General features: G+C 72.5%; 12 protein-coding genes. 10 read left to right on the top strand and 2 right to left on the bottom strand.

Annotation, left to right across the window (positions count from 1 at the left end; genetic code table 11):
- Positions 1–365 precede the first annotated feature (365 nt).
- The 5 genes from ACXJKQ_RS09340 to ACXJKQ_RS09320 all read left to right on the top strand — a co-directional run bounded on the left by ACXJKQ_RS09340 (position 366) and on the right by ACXJKQ_RS09320 (position 6,893).
- Positions 366–2,408: a protein meaA gene (locus ACXJKQ_RS09340; RefSeq protein ID WP_457105481.1), complete on the top strand. Its 2,043-nt coding sequence runs from the start codon at positions 366–368 to the stop codon at positions 2,406–2,408.
- A 108-nt stretch (positions 2,409–2,516) separates the two neighbouring features.
- Positions 2,517–4,202, top strand: a complete 1,686-nt coding sequence (locus ACXJKQ_RS09335) for a methyl-accepting chemotaxis protein (RefSeq protein WP_457105480.1) — start codon at positions 2,517–2,519, stop codon at positions 4,200–4,202.
- Between the two features lie 40 nt (positions 4,203–4,242).
- On the top strand, positions 4,243–5,292 hold the full coding sequence (locus ACXJKQ_RS09330) for an MraY family glycosyltransferase (protein ID WP_457105479.1): 1,050 nt from the start codon (positions 4,243–4,245) through the stop codon (positions 5,290–5,292).
- Positions 5,289–6,224, top strand: coding sequence for an NAD-dependent epimerase/dehydratase family protein (locus ACXJKQ_RS09325; RefSeq protein ID WP_457105478.1), 936 nt, complete (start codon positions 5,289–5,291; stop codon positions 6,222–6,224). The genes ACXJKQ_RS09330 and ACXJKQ_RS09325 overlap by 4 nt, the downstream gene beginning before the upstream one ends.
- 144 nt (positions 6,225–6,368) lie before the next feature.
- Positions 6,369–6,893, top strand: a complete 525-nt coding sequence (locus tag ACXJKQ_RS09320) for a SixA phosphatase family protein (protein ID WP_457105477.1) — start codon at positions 6,369–6,371, stop codon at positions 6,891–6,893.
- Between the two features lie 4 nt (positions 6,894–6,897).
- On the opposite strand, the gene ACXJKQ_RS09315 is transcribed toward ACXJKQ_RS09320, so the two are convergent.
- Positions 6,898–7,932 (bottom strand): alpha/beta fold hydrolase, encoded by a 1,035-nt coding sequence (locus ACXJKQ_RS09315; protein ID WP_457105476.1) that lies wholly within the window; start codon positions 7,930–7,932, stop codon positions 6,898–6,900.
- Positions 7,933–8,139: 207 nt separating this feature from the next.
- Here ACXJKQ_RS09315 and ACXJKQ_RS09310 point away from each other — a divergent pair, with 207 nt between their 5' ends.
- Together ACXJKQ_RS09310 and olsB are read left to right on the top strand one after the other, a co-directional pair.
- Positions 8,140–8,622, top strand: coding sequence for an Hsp20 family protein (locus ACXJKQ_RS09310; protein WP_457105475.1), 483 nt, complete (start codon positions 8,140–8,142; stop codon positions 8,620–8,622).
- Between the two features lie 161 nt (positions 8,623–8,783).
- Positions 8,784–9,782 carry a l-ornithine N(alpha)-acyltransferase gene (gene olsB, locus ACXJKQ_RS09305; protein ID WP_457105493.1) on the top strand — a complete coding sequence of 333 codons (999 nt, stop codon included), beginning with the start codon at positions 8,784–8,786 and terminating at the stop codon, positions 9,780–9,782.
- Between the two features lie 138 nt (positions 9,783–9,920).
- Here the strand turns inward: olsB and ACXJKQ_RS09300 are convergent, their stop codons facing one another.
- Positions 9,921–10,370: an RNA polymerase subunit sigma-70 gene (locus tag ACXJKQ_RS09300; protein WP_457105474.1), complete on the bottom strand. Its 450-nt coding sequence runs from the start codon at positions 10,368–10,370 to the stop codon at positions 9,921–9,923.
- A 218-nt stretch (positions 10,371–10,588) separates the two neighbouring features.
- Here ACXJKQ_RS09300 and ACXJKQ_RS09295 point away from each other — a divergent pair, with 218 nt between their 5' ends.
- The 3 genes from ACXJKQ_RS09295 to ACXJKQ_RS09285 all read left to right on the top strand — a co-directional run bounded on the left by ACXJKQ_RS09295 (position 10,589) and on the right by ACXJKQ_RS09285 (position 17,340).
- The gene (locus ACXJKQ_RS09295; RefSeq protein ID WP_457105473.1) at positions 10,589–11,449 is read left to right on the top strand and encodes a Kdo hydroxylase family protein; all 861 of its coding nucleotides are present in this window, start codon (positions 10,589–10,591) and stop codon (positions 11,447–11,449) included.
- Positions 11,450–11,466: 17 nt separating this feature from the next.
- Positions 11,467–11,766 (top strand): antibiotic biosynthesis monooxygenase family protein, encoded by a 300-nt coding sequence (locus ACXJKQ_RS09290; RefSeq protein ID WP_457105472.1) that lies wholly within the window; start codon positions 11,467–11,469, stop codon positions 11,764–11,766.
- 285 nt (positions 11,767–12,051) lie between these two features.
- Complete coding sequence (locus tag ACXJKQ_RS09285) at positions 12,052–17,340, top strand: alpha-2-macroglobulin family protein (RefSeq protein ID WP_457105471.1); 5,289 nt, start codon at positions 12,052–12,054, stop codon at positions 17,338–17,340.
- Positions 17,341–17,487: the final 147 nt, after the last annotated feature.

Genomic DNA, 17,487 nt, shown 5'->3' with positions numbered 1-17,487 from the left:
CGGACCTGAGCTGGTCCCGATCACCCGCGGACACATTCAGACCTAAGTCATTGGCCTGACATGCTCTCTCGCATCAGTGCAGAGGCGGCTCCTGCGAACGACAGATCAGGTGGACTTTATACCAGGACGGCGGTGCCGGTCTGGACCGCATCGCGGCGCGCGGGTCGCACAGGGCTGGGCGGCCTCGGCGCGCGCCGGCGCCTTCAAATCCTGCTGTCCCGGCGGGCAAGTTTTTTCATGAGCCGCCGAGGCCCGCGCGGGCGCCTTGCACTTCCGTCCCGGATGACGGGTGCCCACGCCTTCGCTACGGTGGCCGCAAGGCTGCGCCCCGCGCGCGGGCATTAAAGATCACACGGAGGCGAGGAATGGGCGCGAGCGTCGCGGAGACCAAGAGCGACAAGTCGAGCCGCGATAAGCCGTGGATCATCCGCACCTATGCGGGTCACTCGACCGCGGCGGAGTCGAACAAGCTCTATCGGGGCAACCTCGCCAAGGGTCAGACCGGCCTGTCGGTGGCCTTCGACCTCCCGACCCAGACCGGCTACGACCCCGACCACGAACTCTCCCGGGGCGAGGTCGGCAAGGTCGGCGTCTCGATCGCGCATCTCGGCGACATGCGGACCCTGTTCCAGGACATCCCGCTCGCCCAGATGAACACCTCCATGACGATCAACGCCACGGCCCCGTGGCTGCTGGCGCTCTACCTCGCGGTGGCCGAGGAGCAGGGCGCGCCGATCGCCGCCCTCCAGGGCACGACCCAGAACGACATCATCAAGGAGTACCTGTCGCGCGGCACCTACGTGTTTCCGCCCGCGCCGTCCCTCCGGCTCACCAAGGACGTGATCCTCTTCACCACGAAGAACGTGCCGAAGTGGAACCCGATGAACGTCTGCTCCTACCATCTGCAGGAGGCGGGGGCGACGCCGGTCCAGGAGCTCTCCTACGCGCTGGCCATCGCCATCGCGGTGCTCGACACCGTGCGCGACGATCCCGAGTTCGACGCCGAGAGCTTCTCCGACGTCTTCGGGCGGATCTCGTTCTTCGTGAACGCGGGGCTGCGGTTCGTCACCGAGATCTGCAAGATGCGGGCGTTCTCGGAACTCTGGGACGAGATCGCCCAGGAGCGCTACGGGATCGACGACCCGAAGAAGCGCATTTTTCGGTATGGCGTGCAGGTGAACTCTTTGGGGCTCACCGAGCAGCAACCTGAAAACAACGTCCACCGCATCCTGATCGAGATGCTGGCGGTGACGCTCTCGAAGCGCGCCCGGGCGCGCGCCGTGCAGCTGCCGGCCTGGAACGAGGCGCTGGGCCTGCCGCGGCCCTGGGACCAGCAATGGTCCATGCGCATGCAGCAGATCCTCGCCTTCGAGACCGACTTGCTGGAATACGACGACATCTTCGACGGCAGCCACGTGATCGAGGCCAAGGTCGAGGCGCTGAAGGCCCAGACCCGCGCCGAGCTGGAGCGGATCGGCGGCATCGGCGGCGCGGTGGCGGCCGTCGAGACCGGCGCGCTCAAGCGCGCGCTGGTCGAATCGAATGCGCGGCGGATCTCCGCCATCGAGGCCGGCGAGCAGATCGTGGTCGGCGTCAACAAGTGGCAGCAGGGCGAGCCGTCGCCGCTCACCGCCGGGGAGGGGGCGATCTTCTCCGTCTCCGAGACGGTGGAGATGGAGGCGCAGGGTCGCATCCGCGAATGGCGCAGCCACCGCGACGCAGACGCCGTGGGCCAAGCCCTCGACGCCCTGGAGCAGGCGGCGCGCTCCGGCGCCAACATCATGCCGCCCTCGATCGAGGCCGCCAGGGCCGGCGTCACCACTGGCGAGTGGGGCGCGCGCCTGCGGGAGGTCTTCGGCGAGTACCGGGCGCCCACCGGCGTCACCCTCGAAACGGTCTCCAGCGGCGCGGCCGAGGATGCCAAGCTCCTGATCGCCGATCTCGGCGAGCGCCTCGGCGAGACGCCCAAGCTCGTGGTCGGCAAGCCCGGCCTCGACGGCCACTCGAACGGCGCCGAGCAGATCGCGCTGCGCGCCCGCGACGTCGGGTTCGACGTGACCTACGACGGGATCCGCCAGACGCCCGCCGAGATCGTCGCCAAGGCGAAGGAGACCGGCGCCCACGTGGTCGGCCTGTCGATCCTGTCGGGATCCCACGTGCCCCTGGTGCGCGAGGTCCGGGCCAAGATGCGGGAGGCGGGGCTCGATCACGTCCCGGTGGTGGTCGGCGGCATCATCTCGCCCGAGGACGAGCTGGTCCTCAAGAATATGGGCGTGCGCGCCGTCTACACCCCGAAGGACTACGCCATCGACCAGATCATGGTCGGGCTGGCCAAGGTCGTGGAGAAGAGCCTGGAGCGCCGGGACGGTCCGGCGGAAAGCCCCCGCGCGGAGGCCCAGGTCTACTGAGGGCTCTGACGCTGAGGTTGAAGCGACCGCTAACGCTTCTCAAACAAGTTTAACCGTTGCACGGTCATAACACCCTCGGTCCTCCTCCAGGACCGAGGGCGAAGTGACATGCGCACCGGTATCTCGATCGCGGCCAAGCTCGGGGGATGCCTCGCCGCCCTTGTCCTGGTCATCGCCGCCACGAGCGGCCTCTCGCTGTCCGAGCTGCGCAGCGTCAACGCCACCGCGGCGGAGCTGCGCGACGTGCGCGTACCCACCACCGATGCGCTCGGGCGGATCGGCGTCCTCATCATGCGCCAGCGGGTCAATGGCGGACGCCTGATCACCGCCGACACGCCGGAGCTGCGCGCAGAGGTCGCGGCCATGATCGCCAAGCGCGGCGCGCAGCTCGCCGCGCAGTTCGCCCGCTACGAGGCCGAGCCGCTCACACCGGCCGAGCGCGAGTCCTACGCGGCCCTTCGCCGGAACCTCGATACCTACACCGCCCTGCAGACGCAGGCTCTGGACAAGGCCACGTCCGGCGACGTCGGCGGCGGTCAGCGGATCTACAACACGACGATGTCGGCCGGCATCAACGCCGTCCTGAGCGAGTGGGACCGGCTGGTCGACCTGAACGCCGCCGGCTCCCAGGCGAGCGGCACGCTGATCGAGGAGACCTACGCGGCCGCCAACCGGAACATGCTGGCGCTCGCCGGCCTCGCCCTGGTCGTCGCCCTGGTCGCCCTGGTGATGGTGCTGCGCGGCGTCAGCCGACCGCTGCGGGCGATTTCCGCGGCGACGCAGCGCCTCGCCGCGGGCGATACCGAGACCGAGATCCCGGGCCGGAGCCGCCGGGACGAGATCGGTGCGCTGGCCGGATCGGTCGTGGTGTTCCGCGATAATCTGATCCGGAGCCGCGCCCTCGAGGCGGAGACCGCCCTGGCCCGTGCGGACGCCGAGACCCAGCGCCGGGTCGCGACCCATGCCCTGGCGGACGCCTTCGAGCAGGCGGTGGGCGGCATCGTCGGCGGCGTCTCGGCGGCGGCCACCGAGCTGGAGGCCACCGCCCGGTCCCTGACCGGCAGCGCGACGGATGCGGCCGGGCAGTCGGGCACGGTCGCGGCGGCCGCCGGAGAGGCGGCGGCCAACGTCAACACCGTGGCGGCCGCTGCCGAGGAGCTGGGCTCCTCCGTGCAGGAGATCAGCCGGCAGGTCAGCGGCTCGGCCGAACTCGCCCGCATCGCCGTCGCGGAGGCGACCGATACGGTGGCGCTGGTGCAGGACCTGAGCAAAGCGGCGGCGAAGGTCGGCGACGTGGTGGCGCTGATCTCCGGCATCGCCGCGCAGACCAACCTGCTGGCGCTCAACGCCACCATCGAGGCGGCCCGGGCCGGCACCGCGGGGCGCGGCTTCGCGGTGGTCGCCTCCGAGGTCAAGGCGCTCGCCGAGCAGACCGCCCGGGCCACTGAGGAGATCACCGGCCAGATCGGCCGGATCCAGTCCTCCACCGGGCAGGCCGCATCGGCGATCGACGGGATCGGCCGGCGCATCCGCGAGATCGACGGCGTGGCGACGAGCATCGCGGCGGCCGTGGAGCAGCAGGGCGCAGCGACACAGGAGATCGTCCGCAACGTCGCCGAGGCGGCCGCCGGCACCGGCGCGGTGACCGGCACCATCGCGAGCCTCGCCCAGTCGGCCGAGGAGACCGGCGCGGCGGCGGCCCAGGTTCTCGGAGCCGCCTCCGAGATGTCGCGCCAGTCCGAGCATCTGACCGCCGAGGTCGGGCGCTTCCTTGCCACCGTGCGGGCGGCGTAAGGTCCTCACGGTCGCATCGCGGATCGGTTAGGACGGCGCCATGCCGTCCGATTTACCCTCCGCCCTGCCGACGCTCCTCCTCCTCGCCGTTCCGCTCGCTGCCGCCCTGTCGGCCGGGCTGATCCTGCGCCTGCGTCCACTGCTGCAGCGCTACGCCCTGGCGCGGCCCAACGCCCGCTCCAGCCACACCGTCCCGACCCCTCAAGGCGGCGGGATCGCGGTGGTCACGGCCCTCGTGACGATCTCGGGCCTGCTGATCGCGGCACCCGAGATCGGCGGCCGGCCGGACTGGATCTGGCTCGCCGGATGCACCCTGGCCCTGGCGATCCTGGGCGCCATCGACGACGTCAGGCCGCTCCCGGCCGCGCTGCGCCTCGCCGCGCAGGCGGTGGCGGTGGGGCTGCTGGTCTGGCACCTGGACGGACGGCTGCTGCCCGGCCTCCCCCTCGGGCTCGAGCGCGCCTTCGCCCTGCTGGCGGGGCTGTGGTTCGTGAACCTGACGAACTTCATGGACGGTCTCGACTGGATGACCGTGGCCGAGATCGTCCCGGTCGCCGGCGCGCTCCTCCTGGCCGGCCTCGTCGGACACCTGCCGCCGCTGCCGACCCTGGTGGCGGCCAGCCTCCTGGGCGCAATGCTCGGCTTCGCGCCGTTCAACCGACCCGTCGCGAAGCTCTTCCTCGGGGATGTCGGGTCGCTGCCGATCGGGCTCGTCACCGCCTGGCTGCTGTGCCAGCTGGCCCTGGCGGGCGGCCTCGCCGCCGCCCTGCTGCTGCCGCTGGTGTATCTCGCCGATGCCAGCCTGACGCTCACCGCCCGGGCGGCCCGGGGCGAGCGGATCTGGGAGGCCCATCGCGGACACTATTACCAGAGGGCGACCGTCAACGGGCTTAGGGTCCCGGCCGTTGTGGGACGGGTGTTCGCGGTCAACCTCGCGCTGACCATGCTCGCCGCCGCGACCTTGCTTTGGCCGTCCTGGCTGGTCACGCTCGCCGCCCTGGCAGCCGGGCTCGCCCTGGTCGCCGCCCTGCTCCGCCGCTTCGCCCGCGCCCCGGCGCCGGCCCCAGCCGAAGGTGCCGCACAACCGTGACCGGACTCATCGCGCTCACCGGGGCGACCGGCTTCATCGGCCGCCATCTGCTCGCCGACCTCACCGCGCGCGGCTACCGGGTCCGCGTGCTGCTGCGCCGGCCGACCACCGTGCCGGAGGGTGCCGCGAGCGCGGTGGTCGGCGACCTGACCCGCCCGATCAACATGGCGGCGGCCCTCAGCGGCGTGGACGCGGTGGTGCATTCGGCCGGCCTCGCCCATGCCAATCTCGGCCCGACGCCGTCGGGTGCCCCGGAGGACGATTACCGGACGCTCAACACCGAGGCGACGCGCAGGCTCGCGGAGGCCGCGGCGCGCGCGAAGGTGCGCCGCTTCGTGTTCCTGTCCTCGATCCGCGCCCAGGTCGGGGCGAGCGCGCCGGGCGTGGTCGGCGAGGAGGATCCTGCCAACCCCACCGACGCCTACGGCCGCTCCAAGCTGGAGGCCGAGCGGGCGCTCGCCGAAACCGGGCTGGATTGGGTCGCCCTGCGCCCGGTGCTCGTCTACGGGGCGGGGGTGAAGGGCAACATGGCCGCCCTCCTGCGCCTGGCGCGCAGCCCCTATCCGCTGCCGCTGGGCGGCCTCGCGGCGCGGCGCTCGCTGATCTCCCTGGAAAGCCTGTCGGGCGCCGTCGAGGCGGTGCTGGCGGCCCCCGTCCCCCTGAACCGCGCGCTCATCGCCGCCGATCCGGATCCGCTCAGCCTGCCCGAGATGATCGCGTCCCTGCGCCGGGGCCTCGGCCGTGGCCCCGGCCTCGTGCCGGTTCCGGCCGGGCTCGTCAGACTGACCTGCCGGATGACCGGCCGGGACGCGCAGTTCGCCCGGGTCGCCGAAGGGCTCGTCGCCCGCGCCRACGGGCTCGCGGCGCTGGGCTGGCGGCCGGCCGCACCGACCCCGGACGGCCTTGCCCGGCTGGCGCGCGATGGCGGCTGAAGGCGGGGCAGGAACGGAGCGGGGAACGTCGCGGTTCCTGCCCGCGGCGCCTTCGGCTAACCCGGGGGAAAGACCACGGCCCCGCGTCCGGCAGGCCCGGGTCGGGGTCCGGCAACGCCTACAGGTTCGTCCCAGAGGTTCCTCATGCGCAGGCTGATCCTGCTCCGGCACGCCAAGTCGGACCGCCCGCCGGGCGTGGCCGACCACGAGCGCCCACTCAACGACCGCGGACGACGCGCCGCCCCGACGGTGGGCGCCCACCTCGCACGGGAGGGCCTGTGCCCGGATCTCGCCCTGGTCTCGACCGCCGCGCGGACGCGCGAGACCTGGGCGGCGATGGAGGCCGCCCTCGGCCACCCCGAGACACGCTGGCAGTCCGAGATCTACGAGGCGCCGGCGCGCCGGATCCTCGCGGTGATCCGGCAGGCGCCCGATGCGGCGGCCACCCTGATCGTGGTCGGCCACAATCCGGGCCTCGGCGACCTCGCGGCGGACCTCGCGGGGTCCGGGCCGCGGGCGGCCCGGGACCGGCTGGCCCTGGAATTTCCGACGGCCGCCTACGCGGTGATCGATTTCGACGGCGACCTCTGGGCGGAGATCGCGCCGGGCCGAGGCCGCCTGGACCGGTTCGTGCGCCCGCGGGACATCGACCCGGATCTCGGGGGCTGACGCCTCAGGCGACCGGCACCACGACGGCGTGCGCCTCGACCTCCGCGTGGGTTGGGAGGGGCGAGCCCGGCACGAAGGCCTCGAAGGCCGCCCAGAAATCCTGCCGGATCGCGTCCCGCTCGGTCAGGATCTCGTGCCGGGAATCCGGCAGGACCAGGATGTGGCCGGCCTTCAGCCGCGCCGCGAACCGCTCGGTGTCCGGCGTGCCGCAGACCGGGTCGGCGCCCGCCGCGACGATCAGGGTCGGCAGCGTGATGCGTGGCGCCGTCCGCGGGTCGCGCAGGCGCGCCATCGCCCGGAACGCCTCGGCGAGCCACGCGATCGTCGGGTCGCCGACCGCTCCGGCCCCCACCTGCCGCGCCGCCGCGGCGTTGCGGGCGTAGCGGACGGGATCGCGCGCGAGGCGGTTGCCGGCGTAGGGATTGGTGGCGATCGAGACCGGCTTGCCGAGCGGGATGTACCGGCTCCCGAGGCCCAGACGGTGCAGGCCCTGGGACAGCAGCGCGGCGCCGGCCGGCCAGCGGACCATCCGGATCGACAGCATCGGCGCCAGGGCCACCAGCCGCCGGAACGGCAGCCAGCCGTCGAGGGCACCGAGGAGGGCGACGCATCCCCCCATGGAATGCGCGAGGCCGACATGCGGCTCGGGCATCAGCGGCACCAGCACGGTCTCGGCCACGGCCCTGAGGTCGAGCCGATACTCGTCGAACCGGGCGACGTGGCCCTTGTGCGGATCGTCCACCCGCCGATCCGATTCGCCCTGGCCGCGCCAGTCGAAGGCGACGACCGCGAAGCCCCGCCCCCGCAGCTCGTGGATCGTCTCGTAGTACTTCTCGATGAACTCGGCCCGGCCCTGGAGCAGGCAGACGGTGCCCCGGCAGGTGCGCGCCGTCGTCTGCCAGTAGGCCGCCCGCAGGGTGCAGTCGTCGCGCGTGCCGACCGCGATCAGCGTGCCGCCCGGCGGGACCGGGTTGTCGGGCGTGCTGCGCAGGGTCAGGAGCGGCGGCTCGCGCCCGGTGTCACCGTCGAAGCGTCTCACAAGCCTCACCTCTGCGCGTCCGTGCATCGCCGGCATGCACCCGCCGACCGTAGCGAAAAAAATTGCGTTTCCTGCCATCGCCCCGGGTCTTGAAGCCCGATTTTCCCCCTCCGATATCTCGTCTGTGCCGGCCGTCAGGCGGCACGAAAGGCGGGTCCGGCCCATCGGGCGGACCGGAATTGCATGTTGCTCAGACGAGGATATGTCATGCGTCAGTTCGATCTCGCTCCCCTCTACCGTTCCACCGTCGGCTTCGACCGCCTGTTCTCCGCTCTCGATCAGTTCGCGAGCGCCGAGGCGGCTCCGACCTATCCGCCCTACAACATCGAGCGGACCGGCGAGAACGCCTACCGCATCACCGTCGCGGTCGCCGGCTTCACCGAGTCCGACCTGTCGATCGAGGTGCGGGAGAACGCCCTCACCCTGAAGGGCGAGCGCTCGGCCGAGGGCAAGGCGGAATTCCTGCACCAGGGCATCGCGGCCCGCGCCTTCGAGCGCCGGTTCCAGCTCGCCGACCACGTCCAGGTGACGGGCGCGGCGCTCGAGAACGGCCTCCTCCACATCGACCTCGTGCGCGAGGTCCCGGAGGCGAAGAAGCCCCGCCGCATCCAGATCGCCACGGCGGCGCGCCCGAGCGCCCCGGTGATCGAGGGTGACGTCCGCAAGGACGCGGTCCAGCAGGCCGCCTGATCCCTTCTCGCGCGGAACTGTCAGGTCCCAATCAGGTCCTTGGAGCGCCCCGGCCCCCGGCCGGGGCGCTTTCTTGCGTCGGGTGTCATAATGGCGTGTGGCCGACATGCTCTCTGTCGGATTCGACGGTGCAGGGACGCGCACCCGGAGTGAACCCGACCATGGTCGCCAATCTCGCCCGCGGAGCCTACAGCGCGCTCGGAGCCGGCTGGCACAGGGGCGTGCAGTGGGGCGTCGGCGCGCCGATCGCCAAGCTGCGCCGCCGGCCGATCCCGCTTCCGGTCGTCGACGGCGCGAACGGAATCGCCGACCTCCTCTCGGCCGAGCGTCCGATCCGCCTGCCCGAGCCGTTCGAGGGCCGCAGCCTCGGCCGCATCGGCAGCCTGGAGGTGCGGCTGGCGACGCGGAAATCCGAGATCCGGCGCGCCCAGCGGCTGCGCTACAAGGTCTTCTACGAGGAGATGTCGGCGGCCCCCTCCGCGCTCGCCGCCCTGTCCCGCCGCGACGTCGACGGCTACGACGCCGTCTGCGACCACCTCCTCGTCCTCGACCACGCCGCCGCGAAGCGGAAGAAGCCCTTCGTCGAACCGCGCCCGAAGGTCGTCGGCACCTACCGGCTGCTGCGCGGCGAAGTGGCCGAGCGGCATACCGGCTTCTATTCCGAGAGCGAGTACGACCTCGCGCCGCTGCTCGCCGCACAGGGACACCGGCGGATCCTGGAACTCGGCCGCTCCTGCGTTCTCAAGCCCTACCGGAGCAAGCGCACCGTCGAGCTGCTGTGGCAGGGGATCTACGCCTATGTCCTGCATCACCGGATCGACGCGCTGATCGGCTGCGCGAGCCTGGAGGGCACCGATCCGGACCGGCTGGCGCTGCCGCTCGCCTTCCTGCACCACCATGCCCGCGCGCCTGAGGCTTGGCGCGCGCAGGCGCTGCCGGAGCGCGCGGTGAGGATGGACCGGATGCCGCGCGAGGCGGTGGATGCCAAGGCCGCCCTTCAGGCGCTGCCGCCCCTGGTCAAGGGCTACCTGCGCCTCGGCGCCACCTTCGGCGACGGTGCGGTGATCGACCGTCAGTTCGGCACGACGGACGTGTTCGTCACGCTGCCGGTCGAGGCGATCGGAGCCCGCTACCGGGGGCACTTCGCGCCAGCGGAGTAAGAGTGCGGGCGATCGGAGGCGAGGGTCCGCACCGTCTTTGCGAGCGGAGCGAAGCAATCCAGGGCAGCGCGACCACGCTGAGCGTGGCGATGCTGGGTTGCTTCGCTCCGCTCGCAATGACGAAGGCGCGGCAGCCCCTTAAAGATCCCCCAGCGCCAGCTGACCCTGGTTGCGCGCCTTCGGCGGCGCGGCCTTGCGCTCCTTGGTCCGGGCCGGGGCGGCACGCGCGGCCGCCGGCTTCCTGGGCTTCGGATCGCCGCGCATCCGGGCCACCGCCTTGTCGCGGGCGACCGCCTCCGGGGCGCTCGGATCGTCGGTCAGCCACTTGCCGCGCTTGATCACCTCGTTCACGCGGCCCTGGTTGACCCCGACCTTGAAGGCGATCTCCTGCTGGGTCATGCCGGTCGTGGCGTGGAGGTCCAGGATCGCCCGGGCGAGTTCCGGGGTCATCTTCTGCCCCGTCAGCCGGCGGGCCGGCTTGACCGTGCGGGTCGCGCGGTCGCGCTCCCGCAGGCGCTCGAGGAGCGCCAGCGCCATGTTCATGCCATGCTCGCGCAGGGCTTCCTCGAACTCTTTCAGGGTCGCCATCGGCGCCATCCTCCGCCGGGCTCTCGGGCCGGTATCTCGCGGGAGAACGTGCCGGGAACGCCACAGTTGCGCAAGCGCCTGGGACAGGCACCCGCTCCGGTGTCGGTGGACGACAGGTGTCATCCACCGGAAATCCCGGCCGGCCACCGCCCCTGGCCTCCCCGCAGCGGCTCGTTTACAGGGGGCTCACCCGTTCCGGCAGGCCCAGCCCGCGCTCGATGATCAGCCCGATCCGCAGAATCGCCCCCGGCGAAACGCCCGGCGCCCTGGCCCGGGAGCTGGAGGCGGGGGCGGTCCTGCTCTTCCCGGACCTGCCCTTCCCGTTCAGCGATTTCGAGCGCCGGTTCACCGAGCGGCCCTTCGCGGACGGCAAGGCCAAGAACGTCAACATCCGCGGCGAGGCCGCGGTGTTGCGCGGCGCGGCCGGCACCCCGGAGGAGCAGGAGGCCCTGCGCCAGCTCCTGATCCGCTACCGGGCCTTCGCCCGGGAGCTGATCGGCGCCTACCTGCCCCAGTATCTCGACCGGGTGAGCCTCGCCGGCACCTCCTACCGTCCCTTCGACGTCGACCGGCGCAAGCTCAGCTGGCGGCGCGACGACACCCGGCTGCACGTCGACGCCTTCCCGTCGAACCCGATCGGCGAGAGGCGGATCCTGCGGGTATTCCGCAACATCAACCCGGCGGGCGAGCCGCGCCGCTGGCGCGTCGGCGAGGATTTCGGATCGATGGCGGACAGGTTCCTGCCGCGGCTGCCGGGCTATTCGCCGCTCTCGGCCCGCCTGCTCGCCGCGCTGCGCATCACAAAGGCCAGGCGCTCGGAATACGACCACCTGATGCTGAACCTGCACGACGCCCTCAAGCAGGACGAGACCTATCAGGCGTCGGCGCCCCAGGCCGACGTGGAATTCCACCCGGGCGAGACCTGGGTGACCTTCTCGGACCTCGTGATGCACGGGGCGATGGGCGGCCGCTACATGCTGGAGCAGACCGCCTATCTGCCGGTCGCCGCCCAGGCCGACCCATCCTTGAGCCCGCAGCGCATCCTGGCGGCCAAGCTCGGCCGCCCTCTTCGCACCTGAGAGAGGGACGTCAGACCATGATCCTCGAGATCGCGCAGATCGAGATCAAGCCCGGCCTGGAAGCCGAATTCGAGGCGGGCATCACCGAGGCCTCGGCGATCTTCAAGCAGGCCAAGGGCTGCCGACACTTCGAGGTGCGTCGCTCGATCGAGCACCCGCAGCGCTACCGGCTGCTGATCCACTGGGACACGCTGGAGGCCCACACGAAGGACTTCACCGGCTCGCAGCCCTGGCAGGATTACCGCGCGCTGGTCTCCCACTGCTTCGCCGGGCCGGTGGCCGTCGAGCATGCCGAGCAGGTGCTGAAGGCGTTTTGAACGGAGCCGCTTTGCGGCAAGTCCCGCGCTGGGTCCCGGGTCGCATTCCGCTAGCGCTGCATGCGCCCGGGAAAAGGCGTCGCGATCCATCCTGCGCCGCCCTTTCCCGGACAGGTGGAGCGGAGCGGAACCTGATCCGGGATCCAGCGCGGGAAGTGCCGCGAGAGCGGCTCCGAATAAGCCGAAGCGGTCCGCAGCGTTGCGACGCAGGCCGCCGGTGCTAGGCTCCCGCGCGACTGGCCCCGACGCGAATCATCGGGGACGCGGCAGGTGGGGAGCAGGCTGATGACGCGGCTCGGACGGCTCGCGGGTGCCCTGGCGCTCCTCGGATGGGCCGCGGGACCGGCTCTCGCCCAGACCCCGCCGGCCGCCCGCACCGCACCGCGTCCGGTGACGACGGTGTCCGTGCCGTTCGCCAAAAGCTTCGTCCGGCCGGACCTCGCCAGCGCCGCGGTCCGCCTGGAGACCGCGCTCAAGGCGGAAGCCGCCGGTCCGCTGCGGCCGGCCGGCCAGTCCCGGGCCGCCGGGCTGGCCCTGCTCGCCGCCGACAAGCCCGACGAGGCCCTCGCATCCCTTGCCGCCGCGGTGGCGGCCGACCCGGCCGACGGGCGCAACTGGCAGTCGTATGCCCGCGCAACTTCGGTAGCCCTGGGCACGCTCGAGGACAACGATTACCAGGGCCGGGCGCGCCTGCGCGGGCGGGCGACGGCCGCCGCCTATCGCGCCTACGAGCGCGCCGGCACGGCCGCCGACGCCGCGGCGTCACTGGCGGCTCTCGGCGCCGCGGAGGCGGAGCAGGAATCCTGGCGCCCGGCGCTGGACGCCTACGCGGCGAGCCTCGCCCTGGCCGAGACCGGCCCGGTCCGCGAGACCTACGAGACCCTGCGGGCGCAGCACGGCTTCCGCATCCTCGACTACAAGGTCGATTCCGACGCGGCCGCCCCGCGGGCCTGCTTCACCTTCTCGGACGCGATCAAGCCCAAGACCGACTACGCGCCCTTCGTCGCCGTGTCGGGCAGCAGCGCGGCCGCGGTGACCGGGGAGGGCTCCCAGGTCTGCGTCGACGGCCTCAAGCACGGCGGCCGCTACGCCATCGTGGTGCGCCAGGGCCTGCCCTCCGCGGTGGGCGAGAGCCTGCTCAAGGCCGCCGATTACGAGATCTACGTCCGCGACCGCGCCCCGCAGGTGCGCTTCACCGGCCGCAACTACGTCCTGCCGCGCACCGGTCAGGCCGGCGTGCCCCTCGTCTCGGTGAACGCACTGAGGCTCGACGTCGAGGTGCTGCGCATCGGCGACCGCGGCCTGCTGCCGACCCTGCGCTCCGAGGACTTTCTCGGCCAGCTCAGCGGGGCCACCGCCCGGACGATCGCCTCCGAGAAGGGGCAGCGCGTCTGGAAGGGCACCCTCGACACCGCCAAGGCCGAGCTGAACCAGGAGGCGGTGACCGCCTTCCCGGTCCTGCAGGCGGTGGGCAAGCTGGAGCCCGGCCTCTACGTCATGCTGGCCCGCCCCTCGGGCGTGGCCGCCTCCGAAGAGGAGTACGACACCCAGGCGACCCAGTGGTTCGTGGTCTCGGATCTGGGGCTCACCGCCACCAAGGGCCGGGACGGGGTCACCGTGGTCCTGCGCTCGCTCGCCTCCGCGCAGGTGATGGCGGGCGCCGAGATCCGGCTGATCGCCCGCAACAACGAGGTGCTGGGCACCCGCACCACGGATTCGCAAGGTCACGCCGCCTTCGATCCGGGGCTCGCCCGCGGGGAGGGCGGCACGGCGCCGAGCCTCGTGGTCGCCCAGGCGGGTGGCGATTACGGCTTCCTCGACCTCAACCTCGGCGCCTTCGACCTCACCGACCGCGGCGTGAAGGGAAGGCCCGAGACCGGCGGCCTCGACGCCTACCTGTTCCCGGAGCGGGGGGTCTACCGCACGGGCGAGACCGTCCAGCTCACCGCTCTCCTGCGCGATCCCCGCGGCGCCGCCGTGCCGGACCTGCCGCTGACCTTGGTGGTCAAGCGTCCGGACGGCGTCGAGTACCGGCGGGTCTCGGTGCCCGACCAGGGGCTCGGCGGCCGGGCGCTGCCGCTGCCGCTCCTGTCGGGGGCGATGCACGGCACGTGGCGGGTCTCCGCCTACACCGACCCGAAGGCGCCCGCGCTCGGCGAGACCAGCTTCCTCGTGGAGGATTACGTCCCCGAGCGGCTGGAGGTGACCCTCAAGGCCCGGCAGCCGGCCCTGAACCGGGGCGAGGCCGCGCGGGTCGACGTCGCCGCCCGCTACCTCTACGGCGCCCCGGGGTCTGACCTCGACGTGTCGGGCAGCGTCGTGGTGCAGGCCGCCGCGTCGAGCGGCATCAAGGGCCTGGAGGGCTATGCCATCGGCCTCGACGACGAGGCCGTGGAGCCGGTCACGCAGGAACTTCAGGATCACGCGACCACGAACCCGCAGGGCAACGCCGTCGTGACGGTGCCGGTGCCGCAGGTCGCCGCCCCCCGCGCGCTGGAGGCGAAGATCACCCTGGCGGTCGGCGAGCCCGGCGGCCGGGCTCTGTCGCGCAGCCTGACCCTGCCGATCCTCCCGGCCGGCCCGGTCCTCGCTCTGCGCAAGGGCTTCGCGGAGCTCAAGGACGGCGGGAATGCGGCCTTCGACGTGGTCTTCACCCAGCCGGACGGCGTGCTCCTGGGCCGACCGGGGGTGACCTGGACGCTGTCGCGGATCGATTCCGCCTACCAATGGTACCGGGCGGACGGGCGCTGGTCCTTCGAAGCGGTCAAGACTGCCCGGCGCGTCGCCAGCGGCACCGTCGACCTCAAGGTCGCCGGCCCGAGCCGGATCGAGGCGCCGGTGGGACTCGGCCGCTACCGGCTGGAGGTCTCGACCCCGGGCGCGCCCGAGGCGACCGCGAGTCTCGGCTTCGAGGTGGGCTGGGGCGGCTCCGAGACCGCGGAGGCGCCCGACCTCCTCGATCTGACCCTCGATAAGGCCGCCTACGCGGCCGGCGACACCCTGCGGGCCAAACTCAGCCCGAAGTTCAAGGGTCAGGCCAGCCTGATGGTGGTCAGCGACCGCGTGCACGAGACCCTGGAGGTCAGCGTACCGGAGGGCGGCACCACGGTGAGCCTGCCGGTGAAGGCCGAATGGGGTGCCGGCGCCTACCTGGTGGCCACCGCCTACCGGCCTCTCGATCAGGCGGCCAAGCGCCTGCCCGGCCGGGCGCTGGGACTGGCGTGGTTCTCGGTGGACCGGGAGCGGCGCAGCCTCGGCGTTGCCGTGAAGGCACCGGAGCGGGCGCGCCCGCGCCAAGACCTGACCCTGCCGGTCCAGCTCACGGGGCTGAAATCCGGCGCGCCGGCGCGGATCACCGTGGCCCTCGTCGATGTCGGCATCCTCAACCTGACCCGCTACGCGGCGCCGGACCCGACCCAGTACTTCCTCGGCCAGCGGGCGCTCGGGCCGGAGGTCCGCGACCTCTACGGCTACCTGATCGACGGCATGCAGGGATCGGCCGGGGCGATCCGCTCCGGCGGCGACGCGGGCGGCGGCGAGCTCGCCGATTCCCCGCCGACCCAGGCGCCGCTGGCGCTCTACTCCGGAATCGTCACCGTGGGACCGGACGGCGCGGCCAGCGTCACCTTCCCGATCCCGGCCTTCAACGGCACCGGCCGCGTCATGGTCACCGCCTGGAACGGCGACCGGGTGGGGCAGGCGCAGGCCGACGTGATCATCCGCGATCCGGTCGTGCTCAGCGCCACGCTGCCGCGCTTCCTCGACACCGGCGACCGCTCGCGCCTGTTCGTGGCCCTCGACAACGTCGAGGGGCAGGCGGGCGCGTACACGGTCGACCTGAGTCCGACCGGCCCGGTCGTGGTCGGCGCCAGCGCGCTGCGCCAGACGCTGCGGCTGGAGGCGGGCGCCAAGGGCCAGTTCGCGATCCCGCTCACCGCCGCCGGACCGGGCACGGCCCGCCTCGACCTCGCTCTGTCGGGGCCCGGCCTCCCGGCCGCCCTGAACCAGAGCTTCGCCCTCGGGATCTCGCCGGGGACCGGGGCGCTGCTGCGCCGCTCGGTGCGCAGCCTCGCCCCTGGGGCGAACGTGACGCTGACCTCGGATCTCCTCGCCGACCTGCAGCCGGGCACCGGCAGCGTCTCGCTCTCGGCCACGCCCCTGCCGGGGGTCGACGTGGCGGCCCTGCTCCGGGCGCTCGACCGCTACCCCTACGGATGTTCCGAGCAGGTGGTGAGCCGGGCGATGCCACTGCTCTACGTCAACAAGCTCGCGACCCTGGAAAAGCTCGCCCTCGATGCGGGCGCCGACGACAGGGTGCGCGAATCGATCGAGCGGCTGCTCGCCCGCCAGGATTCGAGCGGCGATTTCGGCCTGTGGTCGGCGCAGGGGTCGAGCGACCTGTGGCTCGACGCCTACGTGACCGACTTCCTCACCCGCGCCCGGGAGCGCAACTTCGCGGTGCCGCAGAAGGCCTTCGCCCAAGCCCTCGACTACCTGCGCAACGCGGTGGCCAACGCCACCGAGGTGCGCAACGGCGGCGCCGACCTTGCCTACGCGGCCTACGTGCTCGCCCGGAACGGCCGGCCTGTGATGGGCGACCTGCGCTACCTCGCCGACACCAAGATCGGCGACTTCTCCTCCGCCTTCGGGCGCGCGCAGCTCGCCGCCGCCCTGGCGCTGCTGGGTGACCGCGGCCGGGCCGCCAAGGCGATGGAGTCGGCGCTCACCGTGCTCCGCACCGACCGCGACAAGGGCCTGTACCGGGCCGATTACGGCTCCCGCCTGCGCGACGGGGCCGGGTTGATCACCCTGGCGGCTGAGAGCGGGCTGACGCAGAGCGCCCTCGGTCCGGTCGCGGCGGCCCTCGGCGAGGAGCAGCAGTCCGAGCGGGCGACGAGCACGCAGGAGAATGCCTGGTTGGTGCTCGCCGCCGAGAGCCTGTCCAACGAGGCGGGCGCCCTGTCGTTCACCCTGGACGGCGCGCCGCAGACCGGGATGCTCGCCCGGGTCTACCGGGAGGCGGCCCTAGCCGAGCAGGGCGTGCAGCTGGTCAATACCGGTCGCGCGCCGGTGCAGGTGGCCGTGACCGTCAACGGCAGCCCCCTGGCGCCGGAGCCGGCGGCGCAGCAGGGCTACACGATCGAACGGAGCTTCCGGCGCCTCGACGGCAGCGTCGTCGACCCCGCGAGCGGCCTGCGCCAGAACGACCGGCTGGTGGTGGTGCTCAAGGTCACCGAGGCCAAGGCGGAGGCCGCGCGGCTCCTGCTGGTCGATCCCCTGCCGGCGGGTTTGGAGATCGACAACCCGAAGCTGCTAGACGCCGACGCGCTCCAGGGGCTCGCCTTCGCCAAGTCCGACGTGCAGCCGGTCCACACCGAGTTCCGCGACGACCGGTTCGTGGCGGCCTACGAGCGGGAGCCGAGCCAGTCGGCCTTCTTCACCGTGGCCTACACGGTCCGGGCGGTCGCGCCCGGAACCTACGTGCATCCCGGCGCCACCGTGGAGGACATGTACCGGCCGGCGCGGTTCGGACGGACCGCCTCGGGCAGCGTGACGGTCGAGGCGGCGAAGTAGGGCGCCGTTCGGGGGCGTCGGTCGACGTCAGCTCGCCGTCATCGCGCGCGGCGAAGCGGCCCAGGGCAGCGGGACACCGGCCGTCGTGGCGCTGCTGGATTGCGTCGCTGCGCTCGCAAAGACGGCGACACGCCACCCAGATCTTAC

It is taken from the genome of Methylobacterium sp. P5_C11 (genome assembly GCF_054049775.1).
This window is presented reverse-complemented; position numbering and strand designations above follow the sequence as displayed.

Bases quoted from the DNA above. Each gene is read 5' to 3' on its own strand.
- ACXJKQ_RS09340 (WP_457105481.1), top strand. From the start codon at position 366: ATGGGCGCGAGCGTCGCGGAGACCAAGAGCGACAAGTCGAGCCGCGAT.
- ACXJKQ_RS09335 (WP_457105480.1), top strand. From the start codon at position 2,517: ATGCGCACCGGTATCTCGATCGCGGCCAAGCTCGGGGGATGCCTCGCC.
- ACXJKQ_RS09330 (WP_457105479.1), top strand. From the start codon at position 4,243: ATGCCGTCCGATTTACCCTCCGCCCTGCCGACGCTCCTCCTCCTCGCC.
- ACXJKQ_RS09320 (WP_457105477.1), top strand. From the start codon at position 6,369: ATGCGCAGGCTGATCCTGCTCCGGCACGCCAAGTCGGACCGCCCGCCG.
- ACXJKQ_RS09310 (WP_457105475.1), top strand. From the start codon at position 8,140: ATGCGTCAGTTCGATCTCGCTCCCCTCTACCGTTCCACCGTCGGCTTC.
- olsB (WP_457105493.1), top strand. From the start codon at position 8,784: ATGGTCGCCAATCTCGCCCGCGGAGCCTACAGCGCGCTCGGAGCCGGC.
- ACXJKQ_RS09300 (WP_457105474.1), bottom strand. From the start codon at position 10,370: ATGGCGACCCTGAAAGAGTTCGAGGAAGCCCTGCGCGAGCATGGCATG.
- ACXJKQ_RS09295 (WP_457105473.1), top strand. From the start codon at position 10,589: ATGATCAGCCCGATCCGCAGAATCGCCCCCGGCGAAACGCCCGGCGCC.
- ACXJKQ_RS09290 (WP_457105472.1), top strand. From the start codon at position 11,467: ATGATCCTCGAGATCGCGCAGATCGAGATCAAGCCCGGCCTGGAAGCC.
- ACXJKQ_RS09285 (WP_457105471.1), top strand. From the start codon at position 12,052: ATGACGCGGCTCGGACGGCTCGCGGGTGCCCTGGCGCTCCTCGGATGG.